Here is an 18,025-nt window from a genome sequence, read left to right on the forward strand (position 1 = left end):
CCCCCCCCCCCCCCCCCCCCCCCCCCCCCCCCCCCCCCCCCCCCCCCCCCCGTTTCAGCAGTTTTCGGCGATTTTATAGAGGAGCTTTTCAGTGTCGGCCCAGCCGAGGCAGGGGTCGGTGATCGACTTGCCGTAGATGTGCGTCCCGCCGATCTTCTGGCAGCCCTCCTCGAGGTAGCTTTCGATCATCACGCCCTTGACGAGCTTTTTGAGGTCGGGATTGTAGTTGCGGCTGTGGAGCACCTCGCTGACGATGCGGATCTGCTCCTTATACTGCTTGTTCGAATTGGAGTGGTTGACGTCCACGATCACGGCGGGATTTTGGAGGCTGCGCTCGCCGTACATCTCCATGAGGCGCACAAGGTCCTCGTAGTGGTAGTTGGGGATCGTGGTGCCGTATTTGTCCACGCCGCCGCGCAGGATGACATGCGCGAGGTCGTTGCCGCCGGTGGTGACGTCGCAGCCGCGGTAGATGAAGTTGTGGGGATGCTGCGCGGCGAAAACCGAATTGAGCGTCACAACGAAATCGCCGCTCGTCGGGTTCTTCATCCCCACGGGGATGTCCATCCCGCTCGCGGTCAGACGGTGCTGCTGGTTTTCCACCGAACGCGCGCCGACCGCCTCGTAGGAGAGCAGATCGTCGAGGTAGCTGCGGTTTTCCGGATAGAGCATCTCGTCGGCGGAGGTGAGCCCGCTTTCCATGATCGCCCGGGTGTGCATCCGCCGGATGGCGATGATGCCCGCCAGCAGGTCGGGCGCCTTGTCCGGCTCGGGCTGGTGGAGCATGCCCTTGTAGCCCTCTCCGGTGGTGCGGGGCTTGTTCGTGTAAATGCGGGGGATGAGCATGAGACGGTCGGAAAGCCTGTCGTTGAGGGAAGCCAGCCGCGACACATAGTCGCAGACCGCGTCCTCGTTGTCGGCCGAGCAGGGCCCGACGATGACGACGAACTTGTCCGAACGCCCGGTGAAGATATCGCGGATTTCCGCGTCGCGCCGCGCCTTGACCCCGGTGATCTCCCGGGAGAGCGGGTATTCCGCCTTGAGATCCGCGGGCAGCGGCAGCTGCTTGTTCAGTTGCATTGCCATATGGTTGCCTCCGTTTTGCCGGTTCGTTCCGTACCGTAACAGCGTAATGCCAAACGCCGCCGATGTCAAGCGGAAAGATGCGAAAAAATAATCGATTTCTCAAGGCCCGCGGATGAGGAAATGAGCGCCGGTCGGCCCTCTTTTCCTGATTGACGCGGTTGAGTTTCCCCCGCTTCTGGGGTAAAATGAGCTTATGAAACGGAAACGCACGTGATCCGGCCGGAAACCGGAAGCACCGGAGGAGAGAGGGTTTATATGAAAAAGCGGCCCCCGCTGGAGAAGATTTACGAGGCATACAGCGCCATCGCCGACGACCGCGTGTCGATGGGGGAACACGAGGCCGCGGTGCGCTCGTCGGACGGAGGCGGGGAGTACCGTGTGACTTGGACGGGGGACGCCTACGCCTCCACGGACAACGCCACCTACTGGCAGGGGTACGCGGGCTATCCGGTGCTTGCGGTGCTGCTGCTTCAGGGGCACCTGCCACTGGACCGGACGCTTGCCGGGCGGTTCGCCGGAATCCGCTGGCATGAGCTGAACGCGCGCCATAAGCGGGATTATGCCGCGGCCGCGCGGGAGGCGATGGAACAGAACGGGATCCCCGCCGAGGAAGCCGATACGGAGGCGCGGCGGGTGCTTGCGGCGCTGGAGTCGCTTCCGGTCACGCTGGGGCGCGGGAGACGCCCCGGGAAGGGATGACGGCGGCCGGCGCGCCGCGAAAAAATCAGATGGAAACGGGGAAATGGGATGGAACGCTGTGAATGGTGCCTTTGCAACGAAAAGATGACCCGGTATCACGACGAGGAATGGGGCGTCCCGCTGCACGACGACCGGGGACAGTTTGAATTCCTCATGATGGAGGTGATGCAGTGCGGGCTCAACTGGAACATGATGCTCCAAAAGCGGGAAATTTTTCGGGCGTGCTTCGACGGGTTCGACTATGACAAAATCGCTGCCTACGGGGAGGCGGACGTTGAACGGATTCTGGCGTGCGACGGGATGATCCGTTCCTGCCGCAAGGTGGAGGCGGTCATCCAAAACGCCGGGCACTTTCAGGAGATCCGCGCGGAATTCGGATCGTTCAGCCGGTTCCTCTGGAACTTCACCGACGGGAAGAGCATCCTCTACGCCGGCCATCAAAAGGGCAGGATCCCCGCGAAAAACGAGCTGTCCGACCGGATCAGCAGGGAGCTTAAGGGGCGCGGCTTTCGTTATCTCGGACCGGTCACAGTCTATTCGCACCTGCAGGCTTGCGGCGTGATCAACGACCATCTGGAGAGCTGCGCCCGCCGCCAAGAGATCGCGGAGCGGTACCCCACCGTCCGGAAACGGGACAGGTAAAGGCCGAATGGCGGAGCCTGCGATCAGTTCAATGAACCGTACGCCGTAAATACTCGGGCTCAGAAAGAATATATGGAAACAAAAAACCCGCATGACAGCCATCAAACTGGCTTATCATGCGGGTTTTGGCGGAGATGGAGAGATTCGAACTCTCGCGCCCGTTTCCAGACCTACTCCCTTAGCAGGGGAGCCCCTTCACCGACTTGGGTACATCTCCAAATGGGTGGCGCGTCCAGGATATTTAGTTGTGGAGGGGATGTTGGCGGAGAGAGTGGGATTCGAACCCACGGCTCTTTCGAGTCACCGGTTTTCAAGACCGGCTCCTTAAACCGCTCGGACATCTCTCCGTACGTAACGCCAATCATAATACCATATTTATGGGGACAAGTCAAGTGGTTTCCCCGCGCGGAGCGCGGCGGCGGGCGGATTTTTTGCCCGGGGCGCGGCGCTTGGCGGCGGGCTTTTTGCGCACCGAGAAGCCGAAGGTGCCGAGGCTTTTCCCCAGCGCGAAGTATTCCCCGTGGGCGTAGGCGGCAAGCCCCGCGGAGCCCAGGTGCAGCTTGCCGGCGCGGTCGACGAGGGAGGGGTCGACGCCGACGGCGACGATCTCGGCGAGAAACATGTCGTGGGAGCCGAGCGGCAGCACCTGCCGCACGACACATTCGAGCGAGAGGGGACACTCGGCGACCGAGGGGGCCGACACCTTACCGGAGGCCTCGGGAGTAAGGCCGCAGGCGGAGAACTTGTCAAGGTCGCGGCCGGAACGCACGCCGCAGAAATCGGTGGCGCGCACGAGCGCGGCGGTGGTGAGGTTGACGACGAACTCCCCCGTCTCGGAGATCAGCCCGTGGGAATACCGTTCGGGGCGCACCGAGACATAGGTCATGGCGGGATTCGTATTCACGATGCCCGTCCACGCGACGGTCAAAAGGTTCGGCTTTTCGAGCGTTCCGCAGGAGACGAGCGCGGGCGGCACGGGCGCGAGCAGCGTCCCCGGCTTCCAAAGCAGCTTCGGCATGTATAGGTTCCGCCCTTTCCGGTCAATTTATCCTTAGTATACCATCATTCCGCCGCAAGGTGCAACGTTTTACGGATTTCTTTGGTAGACAAGCCCAATTTGGACGGGTATAATTGTAGTCAGACGGACCGCGACCGGTGCCCGGGCACCGGAGGAACGGCCGGACCGGCGGCGTCAAAGGAGTTTCGCCGGGGCTTGCCCGGTTGGGGAAGCCGGAAAGAAAGCGGGAAGGGATGACCTCCAATGAAGGATGGACTGATCAAGGCGGCGGTGGGCACGCCGGAAATCCGGGTGGCGGACTGCGCCTACAACGCGGCGTCGGCCGCTGCGGCGGCCAGGCGCGCCGCGATGGAGGGCGTGCGGATTTTGGCGCTGCCCGAGCTCTGCCTGACGGGGTACACCTGCGGCGACCTCTTCCTGCAGGACACGCTGATCGAGGGGGCGTATGCCGCCCTCGAGACGGTGCGCCGGGAGACGGAGGACCTAGACATGCTCCTGGCGGTGGGGCTGCCGGTCATGTGGCACGGAAAGCTCTACAACTGCGCGGCGGTCCTCTGCCGCGGGGAGGTGCTCGGGCTGGTGCCCAAGACCCATCTGCCCAACTACGGCGAATATTATGAAAAACGGTGGTTCGCCCCCGCGCCGGAGGAGAACGGCTATCTGACGGGCGTCTTTGGGGAGGACGTGATCCCCTTCGGCGCGAAGCAGCTCTTCCACTGCGAGGAGCTGCCCGGACTGGTGCTCGGCGTCGAGGTGTGCGAGGACCTGTGGGCGCCCTGCCCGCCGTCGATCACGCTCGCGCAGGCGGGCGCGACGGTGCTTGTGAACCTTTCGGCGGGGGACGAGACGGTCGGCAAGGCCGCCTACCGCCGGGAGCTGGTGAAGAACCAGTCGGCGAGGCTCGTCTGCGGCTACCTCTATGCCAACGCGGGCGAGGGGGAGTCGACCACCGACATGGTCTTTTCGGGGCACGGGCTCATCGCGGAGGACGGCGCGCTGCTCGCGGAGAAGCCGCCCTTTACCGGCGGGTTCGCCGTCACCGACCTGGACATCGGCCGGATCACCGCCGAGCGCAGGCGGCTGACCACCTTCCCGGCCGCCGTCCGCGAGGGCTACCTGAGCAGCACCTTCTCCCTCTCCCCATGCGAGACGCCGCTCACCCGGACGGTGCCGCGGTATCCCTTCCTGCCTTCGCCGGAGGAACGGGACGGCTGCTGCGAGCAGGTCCTGCAGATCCAGTCGCGCGGGCTTGCACGGCGGCTCGCCCACTCGGGCGCGAAGACCGCCGTCGTGGGCATCTCGGGCGGGCTCGATTCGGCGCTCGCCCTGCTCGCGGCGGTGCGCGCGGCCGATCTGCTCGGCCGTCCGCGCGCCAGCGTGCAGGCGGTGACAATGCCCGGCTTCGGCACGACCGCTCGCACGAAGGGCAACGCGGAACTCCTCTGCGAACGGCTCGGCGTGAGCTTCTCCTGCGTGGATATCGCGGACGCGGTCGGCGTGCACTTCCGCGACATCGGTCAGGACCCCGGCCTGCGCGACGTGACCTATGAAAACGCGCAGGCGCGCGAGCGCACCCAGGTGCTGATGGACATTGCCAACCGCACGGGCGGGCTGGTGGTCGGCACGGGGGACCTCTCCGAGCTGGCGCTCGGCTGGGCCACCTACAACGGCGACCACATGTCGATGTACGGAGTCAACGCGTCGGTGCCCAAGACGCTGGTGCGGGAGCTCGTGGCATACGAGGCGGACCGCGCCGGCGATCCGGTCCTCACAAAAGTGCTGCGCGACATCCTCGACACCCCGGTGAGTCCCGAGCTGCTCCCGCCCGCCGAGGGGGAGATCGGGCAGAAGACGGAGGATCTCGTGGGGCCCTACGAGCTGCACGACTTTTTCCTCTACTACCTCGTGCGCTGGGGATTTTCCCCCCGCAAGATCCTGCGCCTCGCCCTGCGCGCCTTCGACGGCCAATACGGGCGCGAAACGATCCTCCACTGGCTGCGGACCTTCTGCCGCAGGTTTTTCGCGCAGCAGTTCAAACGCTCCTGCCTGCCCGACGGGCCGAAGATCGGTTCGGTCTCCCTCTCGCCGCGCAGCGACTGGCGGATGCCGAGCGACGCGGCTGCCGCCCTCTGGCTCGCGGAGCTCGACGCGCTCTCCTGATCCCGCGACACAGCCTCCCGGCCCCCGCACAGCGGGGGCCGGGAGGCTTTTTTGACGCGCCCGGACGGGCTGAGGGAAACCGGCGCCTGCTAAAAAATCGCATATTTTGGCTTTTTGATTGTAAAGACTTTCCAGCGGGCGGGTGGTAGGATAAAAACACCGAAAGGGAGAAACACCCGAATCTGCGAGAAGGAGAAAAGAAAAATGAAAAAGAGAATCCTGGCAATCGTCCTGGCAGTGTGCATGGCGTCCATGATGTTCGCGGGGTGCGGCAGCGAGCCCGCGGCGGCTCCGGCCCCGGCCGATACGCCCGCCTCCGCCGACGCGGCCCCGGCTCCCGCCGAGCCCGCCGCCAAGCCCGCCAACGACAAGCTCGTCGTCGGATTCGCGCAGATCGGACAGGAGTCCGGCTGGCGTGACGCCGAGACCCAGTCCATCCAGTTCTACGCGGGCCAGAACATCGACACGATCGACCTCAAGTTCGCGGACGCGCAGCAGAAACAGGAAAACCAGATCAAGGCGATCAAATCGTTCATCGACATGGGCGTCGACGTCATCGGGCTCGCCCCCGTCGTGGAAACCGGCTGGGACGCGGTCTTCACCGAGGCCAAGGAGGCCGGCATCCCGATCGTGCTCGTCGACCGCAAGGCTGACGTTCCCGAGGACCTCTACGCGACCTTCATCGGCTCCGACTTCATCAAGGAGGGCAACGACGGCGCCGACGAGATGGCGCGCCTGCTCGACAACAAGGGCAAGATCGTCGAGCTTGAGGGCACTGTGGGCGCCTCCGCGGCTAACGACCGCAAGAAGGGCTTCGACGACCAGATCGCGGCCAAATATCCCGACATTGAGATCCTCGCCTCCCAGACCGGCGACTTTACCCGTGCGAAGGGCAAAGAGGTTATGGAGTCCTTCCTGAAGACCTACGGCAGCGAGATCCAGGGCGTTTTCGCCCACAACGACGACATGATGCTCGGCGCGATCGAAGCGATCAAGGAAGCCGGACTCAAGCCGGGCGTCGACATCAAGACCGTCTCCTGCGACGGCGTCAAGGGCATCTTTGAGGCGATGGCCGCCGGCGAGGCGAACGTCACCGTCGAGTGCAACCCGCTGCTCGGACCCCAGTTCTTCGAGACCTGCGCCAAGCTCAAGGCCGGCGAGACGGTTGAGAAGTGGATCAAATCCGAAGAGGGCGTCTACCGTGCCGAAACCGCGGCCGAGGACCTGCCGAACCGCGTCTACTGATCCGAGTCTTTTCATTCTTTCTTCCCAACACGAATAGAAACGTTGAAATCCGCTCCGGCGCTGGGTCGGAGCGGATTTCGACAGTCATGCAGGAATAGCGAGAGGAGGATACGGCGATGGATGCGGAAAAGCTGCTTCTGCGCATGGAGCACATCTCCAAGCGGTTCCCGGCGGTCGTGGCGCTGGACGACGTGGAGTTTTCCCTGCGCGCGGGGGAGATTCACGCGCTGCTCGGCGAAAACGGCGCGGGCAAATCCACGCTGATCAAGGTGCTGACCGGCGTGGAACAGCGCGACAGCGGGACCGTCTGGCTGGAGGGGAAGGAGATCTTCCCCCGGACCCCGCAGGAGGCGCAGGAGACCGGCATCAGCACGGTGTATCAGGAGGTCAATCTCTGCCCCAACCTGTCGGTGGCGGAGAACATCTATATCGGCCGCGAGCCCCGCAGGGCGGGGCGCATCGACTGGAAAACCATCAACCGGAAGGCGGCGGAGCTGCTCGGCCGGTTCAATCTGAATATCGACGTCACCCAGAACCTCGACGCCTATTCGGTCGCGGTGCAGCAGATGGTCGCCATCGCGCGCGCCGTCGACATTTCGGCCCGGGTGCTCATCCTCGACGAGCCGACCTCGAGCCTCACGGCGGTCGAGGTGCAAAAGCTCTTCGAGATCATGCGGATGCTCAAAAGCCAGGGCATGGGCATCATCTTCGTCACCCACTTCCTCGACCAGGTCTACGAGGTCACCGACACGATCACCGTGCTGCGCAACGGCGAATATGTCGGCACCTACGCGACCGCCGAGCTGCCGCGGGTCCAGCTGGTCGGCAAGATGATCGGCAAGGAGTACGCCGAGCTCGAGGGCAGCGCCGCCGTGAAGGGCGGCGAGGAGCGGATGGGCGAGGTGCTCGTGGAGCTGCGCGGGGCGGGCTCCGCCTCGATCCCGGACGTGAACCTCGAGATCCGCCGGGGCGAGGTGCTCGGCCTCTCCGGGCTGCTCGGCTCGGGGCGCAGCGAGACCGCCCGGCTCATCTTCGGCGTCGACCGGATGGAGCGGGGGGAGGTCGACGTGCGGGGCAGGAAGACGGAGGTGCGCGGCACCCTCGCGGCGATCCGCAGCGGGTTCGCCTTCTGCCCCGAGAACCGCAAGACGGAGGGCATCGTGGGGGATTTGACCATCCGCGAAAACATCGTCCTCGCCCTCCAGACCAAGCGGGGGATGCTGCGGGCGATCTCCCGCGCGGAGGCGGAGAAGATCGCGGACGAGTACATCGAAAAGCTCGCGATCAAAACCCCCTCGCAGGACCAGCTGATCCGCAACCTGTCGGGCGGCAACCAGCAGAAGGTCATCCTCGCCCGGTGGCTTGCCACCAACCCCGACCTGCTGATGCTCGACGAGCCGACGCGCGGCATCGACATCGGCACCAAGGCGGAGATCCAGAAGATCGTCATCCAGCTGGCCGAGGAGGGCATGGCGCTCATCTTCATCTCGTCCGAAATCGACGAGATGCTGCGCTGCTGCAACCGCATGGCGGTGCTGCGGGACAAGGTGAAGGTCGCCGAGCTCTCCGGTGAGGAGATCTCCGAGGCGGCCATCATGAATCTGATCGCGGGAGGTGCGCAGAATGAACAGCCGGCTTAAAAAGCTCACGAAGTGCCAGTCCTTCTGGCCGCTGATGGTGCTGCTCGCCATCCTGCTCGTCAACGGCGTCGTGTCGGGCGGCGCCTTCTTCCAGATGAGGATCGTCGACGGCCACCTCTACGGCAGGCTCATCGACATCCTGCGCAACGGCTCCAAGCTCATGCTGCTCGCGACCGGCATGACGATGGTGCTCGCCACCGGCGGCACCGACATCTCGGTCGGGTCGGTCATGGCGATTTCGGGCGCGATCGCCTGCTCGGTCGTCGACGGGCGCATCCTGTCGTCGCTTGGAGGCAGCGTCACGGCCGCGGTGCTCATCGCGGTGCTCGCGGGCGTCCTCTGCGGCGCGTGGAACGGGCTGCTCGTCTCCAAGATCAAGATCCAGCCGATCGTCGCCACGATGATCCTTATGGTGGCGGGGCGCGGCATCGCGCAGCTCATCACCGACGGCAAGATCGTCACCGTCAATTCGGACGCCTACTACTTCATCAACGGCGGCTACATCCTCGGGCTGCCCTTCCCCCTCTTCATCGTCGGGTTCTTCGTGCTGCTCATCATGCTCTTCACCAAGAAGACCGCGTTCGGGCTCTTCGTCGAGTCGACCGGCTGCAACCCGGTGTCGAGCCGGTTCGCGGGCATCAACGTCGACCGGGTGAAGCTGGTCGTCTATACCTTCTGCGGCGCGATGGCGGCCATCGCGGGACTCATCGAGTCGGCGGGCATCAAGGGCGCCGACTGCAACAACGCCGGCCTGATGATCGAGATGGACGCGATCCTCGCGGTTGCGATCGGCGGCACCTCCCTCGCGGGCGGGCGGTTCTCGATCCCCGCCTCGATCGTCGGCGCGCTGATCATCCAGTCGATCACCACCTCGGTCTACGCGATGGGCGTCGCCCCCGAGGTCACGCAGGTGGTCAAGGCCCTCATCGTCGTCGCGATCTGCCTGGCGCAGTCGAAGAAGTTCAAGGCCGCCGTCGCGGCCAGGCTGACCTCCCGGAAGGCGGTGAGCGCGGCGTGAGCACACTGGAAAAAACAAGGCGCAGGGGCGGGATCAAAAACGTCTCCCTCTTCATCACCGTCATCCTCTTCGTGGGGCTGTTCGCGGCGGGGTCGGCCAAATACGACCGCTTCCTCTCCCTCTCCACCTTCTTGAACCTCTTTAACGACAACGCCTACCTCATCATCGTCTCGGTCGGCATCACCTTCGTGCTGCTGACCGGCGGCATCGACATCTCGGTCGCTTCGACGTTGGCGTTCACCTGCGTCTTCTCCGCCTTTTTGCTACGGCTGGGAGTGCCCGCCTTCGTGGTCATCCCGCTGGTGCTGCTCATCGGGCTGGGCATCGGCGCGCTGATGGGCTTCCTCATCCACAGCTACGATCTCCAGCCCTTCATCGTCACCCTCGCGGGGCAGTTCTTCATGCGCGGGCTGTGCGCGGTGATCAGCACCGAGTCGATCCCCATCTCCGACAGCTTCTACAAGAGCATGGCGCTGGGCAAGGTCGCCTTCGGCAAGGCGAAGCTCTATTACTACGTGTTCATCGCGCTGGCGGTCGTGGCGCTCGCCTACTACGTGCTCAAATACACCAAGTTCGGCCGCGGGGTCTACGCGGTGGGCGGCGGCGAGCAGTCGGCGGTGCTCATGGGGCTTCCGGTGGCGCGCATCAAGATCTCCGTCTACGCGATCAGCGGCTTCTGCGCGGCGCTGGCCGGCGTGGTATTCAGCTTCTACACGCTGGCGGGCTATTCGCTCCAGAACATGGGCCTCGAGCTCGACGCGATTTCCTCGGCGGTCATCGGCGGCACGCTGCTCACCGGCGGCGTCGGCACCGTGATCGGCACGATGTTCGGCGTGCTCATCCAGGGCGTCATCCAGACGATCGTCACCTACCAGAACCTCAACACCTGGTGGACCAAGGTCACGATCGCGGCGCTGCTCTGCGTCTTCATCGTCATCCAGCGGATCATCGCCATCCGCGCGGAAAAGCTTAAGAATAAGGGTTAACGCGGTCTTCGCGTGACTGCCGGTCCGGCCGCTTTGACAAAAGCGGCCGGACAATCTTGGTTATATTGAACCTGCCGCGAAAGCGGTTTTTCCGCTATAATGGAAAAGTCCGGAAAAACGGGAAAGGGGGACGCGCGATGAGGCGGCTTTGGGAGCTCTTCCAGAACAACCGGTTCCGCAACAAGATGGCGATCACCTACGTCTTTATGGCGCTTATCCCCCTGGTCATCTTCGCCGCGGTGAGCGCGGGGGTCTTCCTGTCGCAGGCGCGGCAGACGACGATGGCCCACACCGCGCAGATCACCGGGCAGGTGAGCAACTCGATCGACATGTACATCAGCACGATCGACAAGATGGCCGACTACCTGACCTGCATGCTCCAGCGCAGCGGGATGCTCGAGGACGCGGCGGCGTGGGAACGGATGCAGACGCCCGTCTCGAGCACCCTCAGCGACATCGCGCGCTCCCACCCCGAGATCGCGGGCATCCTGATCGCCACCGAGCAGGACGACAGCGTGAGCACGGGGATGAGCCGCATTTCCCGCGACCCCTTCACGAGCGAGAACTGGTACCGGCTGGCGACGACCGAGCCCGACCGGGTGGTGCTGGTGGGCAGCACGACGGGGCGAAACATCGTCACCAAGCAGGACTACAGCGCGGACAACGTCTTTTCGCTGGCCAAGGCGGTCAAGGACCGCCGGACGGGCGAGGTGCGCGGGGTCATCCTCTTCGACGTGAGCCACGAGATCATCACCGACTCGATCAAGAACGTGACGATCGGGGAGAAGGGGTTCGTCTTTGTCGTCGACTCCGACGACAACATGGTCTTCACCCCCATCAACGAGATCGTCTACCGCGTCGACCCCGCTTGGCTCGACGGGGACGCGGGCGTCCCGGTGACCGCGCAGATCGCGGGCGGGCGCTACCAGATCCGCTACGAGCAGAGCGGCTTTACCGGCTGGAAGACGGTGGGCGTCTTTTCCCTCGACGAGGTCATGGGCGGCATCAATACGATCGTCTATGTGCTCATCCTCTGCATTGTCGGGACGGGCGCGCTGGTGCTCTTCGTATCGCTCCAGCTCGCCAACTCGGTCACCAAGCCGATCTCCAAGCTCCAGAAGCTCATGAAGCAGGCGGAGTCGGGCGACCTGTCCGTGCGGTTCAACAGCCTCTACAGCGACGAGATCGGCGACCTCGGCCACAGCTTCAACCATATGATCCACCGCATCGACCACCTGATCCACCGGGTGTACGAGGAGCAGCAGAGCAAGCGGGACGCCGAGCTCAAGAGCCTGCAGGAGCAGATCAAGCCCCACTTCCTCTACAACACCCTCGACACGATCAGCTGGATGGCGCGCGACTACGGCGCCGACGACATCGTGAAGCTGGTCGACGCGCTCACCAGCATGTTCCGCATCGGCCTCTCCCACGGCAAGGACTTCATCAGCGTGCAGGAGGAGATCACCCACGTCTCCAACTACCTCTATATCCAGAAGATCCGCTACAAGGATAAGCTCAATTACGCGGTCGACGTCCCGGCCGAGCTTTCGGGCTGCCTCGTGCCCAAGCTGATTTTGCAGCCGCTCGTCGAGAACGCCATCTACCACGGGATCAAGCAGAAGCGGGGCGGCGGCACGATCGCCGTCACGGGGCGGATGTCGGAGGAGGGGCTTCGCATCACCGTGCGGGACGACGGCGCGGGCATGCCGCCCGAACGCCTCGCCGCGCTGCAGGAACAGCTCAAAAAGCCGCTCGACGAGATGGAGAAGACGAGCTTCGGGCTCTTCTACATCGCGGAGCGCATCCGGCTGTGCTACGGGGACCGCTACGGGATATCGCTTGACAGCACGCCGGGGGAGGGCACGACGGTGACGGTCTCGCTGCCCGCCCGGGCGGAATTGATCAACCGGGAGGTTTTCCATGTATAAGGCATTGATCGCGGATGACGAGGAGATCATCCGGAGCGGCCTTTCTCGGCTGCTCGCAAGGGATCCGGACTTTGAAGTCGCCGCGCTGGCGGAGGACGGGGAGCAGGCGCTCGAGCTGGCCGCCGAGCGCCTGCCCGACCTGCTGCTCGTCGACATCAACATGCCCTTTTTGAACGGGCTGGAATTCATCGAGCGGCTCGAGGGGGTGCTGCGGGGCGCGGTCATCATCGTCATCACCGGCTACGACGATTTTTCCTACGCGCAGCAGGCGCTGCGGCTGGGGGTGTTCGACTACCTGCTCAAGCCGGTGATGGAGGACGCGTTCTACGACGCGGTCGGACGCGCCAAGCAGCAGCTCCTGACCAACCGCAGGCAGGTCAAATACCTCGACTGGGCGCGCATGCAGCTCGAAAAGAACCGCTCGTCGCTCGTCGCCGCCTTCCTCGACGGCTGGCTTGAGGGGCGGTACAGCGAGCCGGAGGTGGCCGAGCAGCTCGGCTACCTCGGCATCTCCATCCCCGAGCCCTACGGCGTCACGGTCGCGCACCTCTCGGTGAACGAGGGGAAGACGATGGTGGGGCAGGAGTGGGACGAGAACCTGCTCTATTACGCGGCGGAGAACATCGCGCGGGAGCTCTTCGAGCCGCTCGGCCCGGTGACCTCCTGCAAGAACGCGAGCGGCGACCTCGTGGTCCTCTCCTCCTGCCTGCCCGCCGTGCGCTGGAGCGCCACCGCGCGGGAACTGCGGGAGCTGCTGGAGGAGCACCTGCCCGCGCAGGCGGTGCTGTCGCAGGCCCCGGGCGACCGTCTGGCAGGTCTGCCCGAGGCGTACGACGACGCGATGGAGCTGCTCGAGCAGCGGGAAAAATGCCCACAGTCGGTGCTGGAGGCGCGGCGTTACATCGAGGAGCGCTACGCCGACCCCGGCCTCTCGCTCCAGGGAGCGGCGGACCGCCTGCACCTCTCCCCCCAGCACCTGAGCCGCCTCTTCCGCCACGAGACGGGAGTCACCTTCGTCGACTACCTCTCGCGGGTGCGCATCCGGCGGGCGGTCGAGCTGCTCGCCGACGGGGAGCTCAAGATGTACGAGATCGCGGAGCGGGTGGGCTATTCGAGCCAGCACTATTTCAGCAGCGCCTTCAAAAAGGTGCTCGGCGTCTCCCCGATGGAGTACCGGAGGGGCGGCGCCGCGCGGTGACGGAAAAGGAGGGGACGGCCATATGAGAAGGGGATTCCGGCGGCTGACGGCGGCGCTGCTCTGCGCCGTCCTGCTCCTGCTGCCCGCGGGCTGCCGGAGCGGCGCCGAAAAGGGGCGGATCAAGTATGTGATCGGCGTCTCGCAGGCCAACATGCGCGAGCCGTGGCGGCTGGTACTGATCCGCGAACTGCAGGAGGAGGCGGCCAGGCATCCGGAGATCCGGCTGGTCATAACCGACGCGACCGCCGACGGCGAAAAGCAAGTCGAGGACATCCAGCGCCTGCTAGGCTACGGCATCGACCTGCTGATCGTCTCGCCCCACGACGTCGAGCGGATCACGCCGGTGGTCAGCGAGGTCTACCAGAAGATCCCCGTCATTGTGCTCGACCGGGTGGTGGAGGGCTACGACTACTCCCTCTTCATCGGGCTGGACAACGACCTGATCGGCAAGCAGGCGGGGGAGGCCGCCGTCCGGCTCGTGCGGGGCTCGGCGGCGAAGGTGCTCGAGCTCAAGGGCGGGCCCCATTCGCAGGCGAGCGCCGAGCGCAGCGGCGGATTCCGCTCGGTCACCTCCCTTTTCCCGCTCATTGAGATCGAGTCGGTCACGGTGGAAAACGAGTCGCGCGACGCGGCGGAGGACCTGGTGAGCGCCTACGGCGAGCGGCTCCGGGAGTTCGACGTGATCTTCGCGCACAACGACTATATGGCGCTCGGCGCCTATAAGGCCGCCCACCGGCTCGGCTGCGACGACGTGAAGATCGTCGGCATCGACGGCTTCACCGGGCAGGACGGCGGGCTGGAGCTCATCCGCGGCGGCAGGATCGACGAGACGATCACCTGCCCGACCGGCGGCAGGGAGGCGATCCAGTTTTCACTCGACATCCTCGGGAAGGTGAGCGGCGTGCCCAAGCAGGTCATCCTGCGCAGCCACGCGATCACGCGGGAAAACGTGGACAGCTACGAGCGCCAGCTCGACCGCGCGACCCGTCCGGTCGACCGGACGATCCGTGTGGGCTACGCGCAGGTGGGCACCGAGAGCGGCTGGCGGCTGGCGAACAACCAGTCGATCCGGGACGCGGCGCGGGAGTTCGGCATCGATCTGACCGCCATTGACGCGGACAACGACCAGCAGGCCCAGCTCGAGGCGGTGCGGGAGTTTATCCGGCAGAGGATGGACGTGATCGTCATCTCCCCCATCGTCGACAGCGGCTGGGACGAGGTGCTCATGGAGGCGCGCGACGCGGGCATCCCCGTGCTGCTTTCCGACCGGAAGATCTCCGTGGCGGAGGACGACCTCTTCATGACCTTCATCGGCGCGGACTTCATCGAGGAGGGCCGCCGCGCCATGCGCTGGACGGCGGCGAACGTGCCCGCGGACAAGCACCCGGTGCGCATCCTTGAAATCCAGGGGACGGTCGGGGCCACCCCGACCATCGAGCGCAAGCGGGGCTTTGAGATGCTGTTGGCCGAGCATCCCGACTATTCGATCGTCTATTCCGCGGGCGGCGACTTCACCCGGGAGGGGGGACGTCTCGTCGTCGGGCAGTATCTGCGGGAGCACGCGTGGGACATCGACGTGATCTATTCCCACAACGACGACATGGCGCTCGGCGCGGTCGACGCGCTCGAGGCGTCGGGCATCCAGCCGGGCCGGGACGTGAAGATCATCTCGGTGGACGGCACAGAGGAGGCGGTCAAGGCGCTCGAGGAGGGCAGGCTCAACTGCGTGGTCGAGTGCAGCCCGCTGCTCGGGCCGCAGCTCATGAAGGCGGTGACCGACCTGATGAGCGGGAAGGAGCTGCCGCTGCGGATCATCACAGACGAACGGGTCTTTACCGCGCAGACCCCCAGAGAGGAGCTGCGCGGGCGCAAATACTGAGGCGCGAAAAAGGACCGGCGGCCGTTTGGCCGCCGGTCCTTTTCGGTTTCTTCCATTTATTGTAGGGGTATTTTCAACAAAATACAACCGGGACGGTCCAAAAAAACCGTCTGGGACGGAGAAAGCGGCTGCGGGCGCGGGGAAATGGCGGAAGCCCCTTGGCAAAGGGGCTTCCGCCATGTTACACTGGACCCGGCCGCACGGCGGCCGGAAACGGGGGAGTTATGGTGATCAAGCTGGTTGCGAGCGATCTGGACGGGACGCTCCTGCAAAACGGGGCCCAAGCCCTGACGCCCGAGGCCCTGCGGCTGATCGGGAAGCTGCTGGAGCGGGGGATCCTCTTCGCGCCCGCGAGCGGGCGGCAGTATCCCAACCTGCGGCGGATGTTTTCGCCCCACTGGCACGAGATGCTCTTTATCTGTGAAAACGGCGCGCTCACGATGCACCACGGCGCGGCGCTCTCCACCATCCCGCTCGAACGGGAGACGGGGGAGGCGCTCATGCGGGACATCCTCGCGCGCGACGACTGCGAGGTCATGCTCTCGGGGAGGGAGACCTCCTATCTCTGCCCGCGCCGCAGGAGCTACTCCGACTTTGTCGTCTACACGATGAAAAACACCGTCACGATCGTGGACGACCTTTTCTCGGTGGACGAGGAATTTTTGAAGGTTTCCGCCTACGTCCACGGGGACGGCGCGGCGCGCGTGGCCCCGGCTTTCATCGAAAAGTGGGGGAATGTCGTGACGGCCGCCGTGTCGGGCGCGGCGTGGATCGACTTCACGGTCGCCGACAAGGGGATGGCGATCGAGGCGGTCGCCCGGCGGCTGGGCATCGGGAAGGACGAGATGATGGCCTTCGGGGACAACTTCAACGATGTGGAGATGCTCGAGGCGGTCGGCCGCCCCTGCCTGATGGAGACCGCCGACCCGGCGCTGCTCGAACGGTTCCCCAGCCGCTGCGCGCGCGTGGAGGAGGCGCTGGCGGCGCTTCTGGCGGAGATTTCCTGAGGCGCGTCCCGGAAAGAAATACCAGCCGCGGGGGCGGCGCTTTGATTGACAGGAAACGGAAATTCCCTTATAATAAGGATAAAGTATGCATTACCGCGTCAGCGGGGAAAAGCGTACGCTACATCGTGAGGAGGACAATTTTATGGCACCAAAGGGCAAAACCATGTTGAAAGTGGTCAGCATTCTGTACATCATCTTTTCCGGCATCAGCATCCTGTTCGGGCTGCTCGCGCTGGTGGGCGGCGGCATGATCGCGGCCGGCGGCGACATGATGGGCGCAGGGGTCGGCGCGGTCGCGGCGATCATGGGCGTGGTCGTCATCCTTTCCAGCGTTTTCAGCCTGATTGTCGGCATCATCGGCGTCAAAAACTGCGCGAAGCCCGAGAAGGCGCAGGTCTGCTTTGTGCTCGGCATCATCCTGATCGTGCTCGCCGCGTTGAGCCTGATCAGCTCCTTCGGAAGCAACGGCAACGTCTTCTCCGGCCTGATCGGCCTCGTGCTGCCGGTCCTGTACACGCTGGGCGCCTACTGGAACAAGCAGTCGGCCATCGCCCCGGCGGCGCCCCAGGCTCCGTCGGACGACGCGAACCGGAACGGCCCCGAGCTGTAAGAATTTCTCGGATAAAAAGAACCGCGCCTGGCGCGGTTCTTTTTTTGATTGCATTTCCAGGGACGCTGTGCGATACTGGAACTAGAACGAAACAGAACGAGGCGTCGCCATGGGCAGTCCGATTTGATCTTCGGAATTTCACCGGCAAAATGAAATTCGGAGGGAACACAATTGAATCGAAAAATCGGGATTCCCCTGTTCTGCGCGACGGCGTTTTTACAGGGCATGGTATTCTATGGCCCGATCGCGACCCTTTACCGGCAGGCGCGCGGCGTCTCGGTCTTCCAGATCACGCTGATCGAGAGCATCTCCCTAGCCTGCCTGATCGCTTTGGAGATCCCGTGGGGCTACGTGGCCGACCGGATCGGCTACCGGCGCACGCTGGCCGCCTGCAACGTCCTCTACTTCCTCTCCAAGATCGTCTTCTGGCGGGCGGAGGGCTTTGGAGGATTCCTGCTCGAACGGCTGATGCTGTCGGCGGTGCTCTCGGGCCTCTCCGGCTGCGACTCCGCCTATCTCTTTTCCCTCGCGGGGGAGGGGGAGAGCCAGAAGGCGTTCGGCGCCTACGAGGCGTCGGCGACGGCCGGCCTGGTCGCCGCGTCGCTTCTCTTTTCCACCGCGGTCGGCGGCGACTTTGACGCGGCCGGCTTTCTCACCGTCCTCTCCTACGGGGCGGCGATGGTTTTGACCTTCTTTTTGCCCGAGGTGCCGCCTCCCGCGCGGCGGAGCGCGGGCTTTGGGACCCGCGCCGGGGAGGCCGCACGGGAGGTGTGGGACAACCGGCGGTTCCTGCTCTTCCTCGCGGCGGCCGCCCTGCTCACGGAATCGAACCAGACGATCACCGTCTTCCTCAGCCAGCTCCAGTATGTCCGGGGGGGGGGGGGGGCGCGGCGCGCCGAGCTGGCCCTC

At 64.7% G+C, this 18,025-nt stretch carries 15 protein-coding genes and 2 tRNA genes; 13 read left to right on the top strand and 4 right to left on the bottom strand.

Annotation, left to right across the window (positions count from 1 at the left end):
• Positions 1-54: 54 nt before the first annotated feature.
• Entirely contained in the window at positions 55-1,086 is a 1,032-nt protein-coding gene (locus NE609_RS14460; RefSeq protein WP_121586650.1) for a 3-deoxy-7-phosphoheptulonate synthase, read from the bottom strand.
• 255 nt (positions 1,087-1,341) lie between these two features.
• Here NE609_RS14460 and NE609_RS14465 point away from each other — a divergent pair, with 255 nt between their 5' ends.
• Positions 1,342-1,785: a hypothetical protein gene (locus tag NE609_RS14465; RefSeq protein WP_256152903.1), complete on the top strand. Its 444-nt coding sequence runs from the start codon at positions 1,342-1,344 to the stop codon at positions 1,783-1,785.
• Between the two features lie 48 nt (positions 1,786-1,833).
• Positions 1,834-2,427 (top strand): DNA-3-methyladenine glycosylase I, encoded by a 594-nt coding sequence (locus NE609_RS14470; RefSeq protein ID WP_256152904.1) that lies wholly within the window; start codon positions 1,834-1,836, stop codon positions 2,425-2,427.
• 126 nt (positions 2,428-2,553) lie between these two features.
• Here NE609_RS14470 and NE609_RS14475 read toward each other — a convergent pair.
• The 3 genes from NE609_RS14475 to NE609_RS14485 form a co-directional block, all read right to left on the bottom strand.
• Positions 2,554-2,644, bottom strand: a tRNA-Ser gene (locus NE609_RS14475).
• A 43-nt stretch (positions 2,645-2,687) separates the two neighbouring features.
• A tRNA-Ser gene (locus tag NE609_RS14480) sits at positions 2,688-2,774 on the bottom strand.
• A gap of 41 nt (positions 2,775-2,815) precedes the next feature.
• Positions 2,816-3,445 carry a flavin reductase family protein gene (locus NE609_RS14485; RefSeq protein ID WP_121586594.1) on the bottom strand — a complete coding sequence of 210 codons (630 nt, stop codon included), beginning with the start codon at positions 3,443-3,445 and terminating at the stop codon, positions 2,816-2,818.
• 243 nt (positions 3,446-3,688) lie between these two features.
• Here NE609_RS14485 and NE609_RS14490 point away from each other — a divergent pair, with 243 nt between their 5' ends.
• The 11 genes from NE609_RS14490 to NE609_RS14540 form a co-directional block, all read left to right on the top strand.
• The gene (locus tag NE609_RS14490) at positions 3,689-5,605 is read left to right on the top strand and encodes an NAD(+) synthase (protein ID WP_256152905.1); all 1,917 of its coding nucleotides are present in this window, start codon (positions 3,689-3,691) and stop codon (positions 5,603-5,605) included.
• 204 nt (positions 5,606-5,809) lie between these two features.
• Positions 5,810-6,850 carry an ABC transporter substrate-binding protein gene (locus NE609_RS14495; protein WP_121586592.1) on the top strand — a complete coding sequence of 347 codons (1,041 nt, stop codon included), beginning with the start codon at positions 5,810-5,812 and terminating at the stop codon, positions 6,848-6,850.
• A 116-nt stretch (positions 6,851-6,966) separates the two neighbouring features.
• Positions 6,967-8,490, top strand: coding sequence for a sugar ABC transporter ATP-binding protein (locus NE609_RS14500; protein ID WP_256152906.1), 1,524 nt, complete (start codon positions 6,967-6,969; stop codon positions 8,488-8,490).
• Complete coding sequence (locus tag NE609_RS14505) at positions 8,474-9,508, top strand: ABC transporter permease (protein WP_256152907.1); 1,035 nt, start codon at positions 8,474-8,476, stop codon at positions 9,506-9,508. The genes NE609_RS14500 and NE609_RS14505 overlap by 17 nt, the downstream gene beginning before the upstream one ends.
• Complete coding sequence (gene yjfF, locus NE609_RS14510) at positions 9,505-10,494, top strand: galactofuranose ABC transporter, permease protein YjfF (RefSeq protein ID WP_256152908.1); 990 nt, start codon at positions 9,505-9,507, stop codon at positions 10,492-10,494. The genes NE609_RS14505 and yjfF overlap by 4 nt, the downstream gene beginning before the upstream one ends.
• A gap of 137 nt (positions 10,495-10,631) precedes the next feature.
• On the top strand, positions 10,632-12,422 hold the full coding sequence (locus NE609_RS14515; protein ID WP_256152909.1) for a sensor histidine kinase: 1,791 nt from the start codon (positions 10,632-10,634) through the stop codon (positions 12,420-12,422).
• Positions 12,415-13,620: a helix-turn-helix domain-containing protein gene (locus NE609_RS14520; RefSeq protein WP_256152910.1), complete on the top strand. Its 1,206-nt coding sequence runs from the start codon at positions 12,415-12,417 to the stop codon at positions 13,618-13,620. Before NE609_RS14515 ends, NE609_RS14520 begins: the two co-directional genes overlap by 8 nt.
• Positions 13,621-13,642: 22 nt before the next feature.
• Positions 13,643-15,499, top strand: coding sequence for a substrate-binding domain-containing protein (locus NE609_RS14525; RefSeq protein WP_256152911.1), 1,857 nt, complete (start codon positions 13,643-13,645; stop codon positions 15,497-15,499).
• A gap of 227 nt (positions 15,500-15,726) precedes the next feature.
• A complete protein-coding gene (locus tag NE609_RS14530) occupies positions 15,727-16,506 on the top strand; it encodes an HAD-IIB family hydrolase (protein ID WP_158595605.1) in 780 nt (259 codons plus the stop codon).
• Between the two features lie 142 nt (positions 16,507-16,648).
• Positions 16,649-17,116, top strand: coding sequence for a hypothetical protein (locus tag NE609_RS14535; RefSeq protein WP_121586586.1), 468 nt, complete (start codon positions 16,649-16,651; stop codon positions 17,114-17,116).
• Between the two features lie 171 nt (positions 17,117-17,287).
• Positions 17,288-18,025 (top strand): MFS transporter (locus NE609_RS14540; RefSeq protein WP_256152912.1); only part of this gene is annotated, 738 nt, incomplete at its 3' end.

Source organism: Anaerotruncus sp. DFI.9.16 (assembly GCF_024461615.1).
In the GTDB taxonomy this organism is placed as follows: Bacteria; Bacillota; Clostridia; order Oscillospirales; family Ruminococcaceae; genus Anaerotruncus; species Anaerotruncus massiliensis.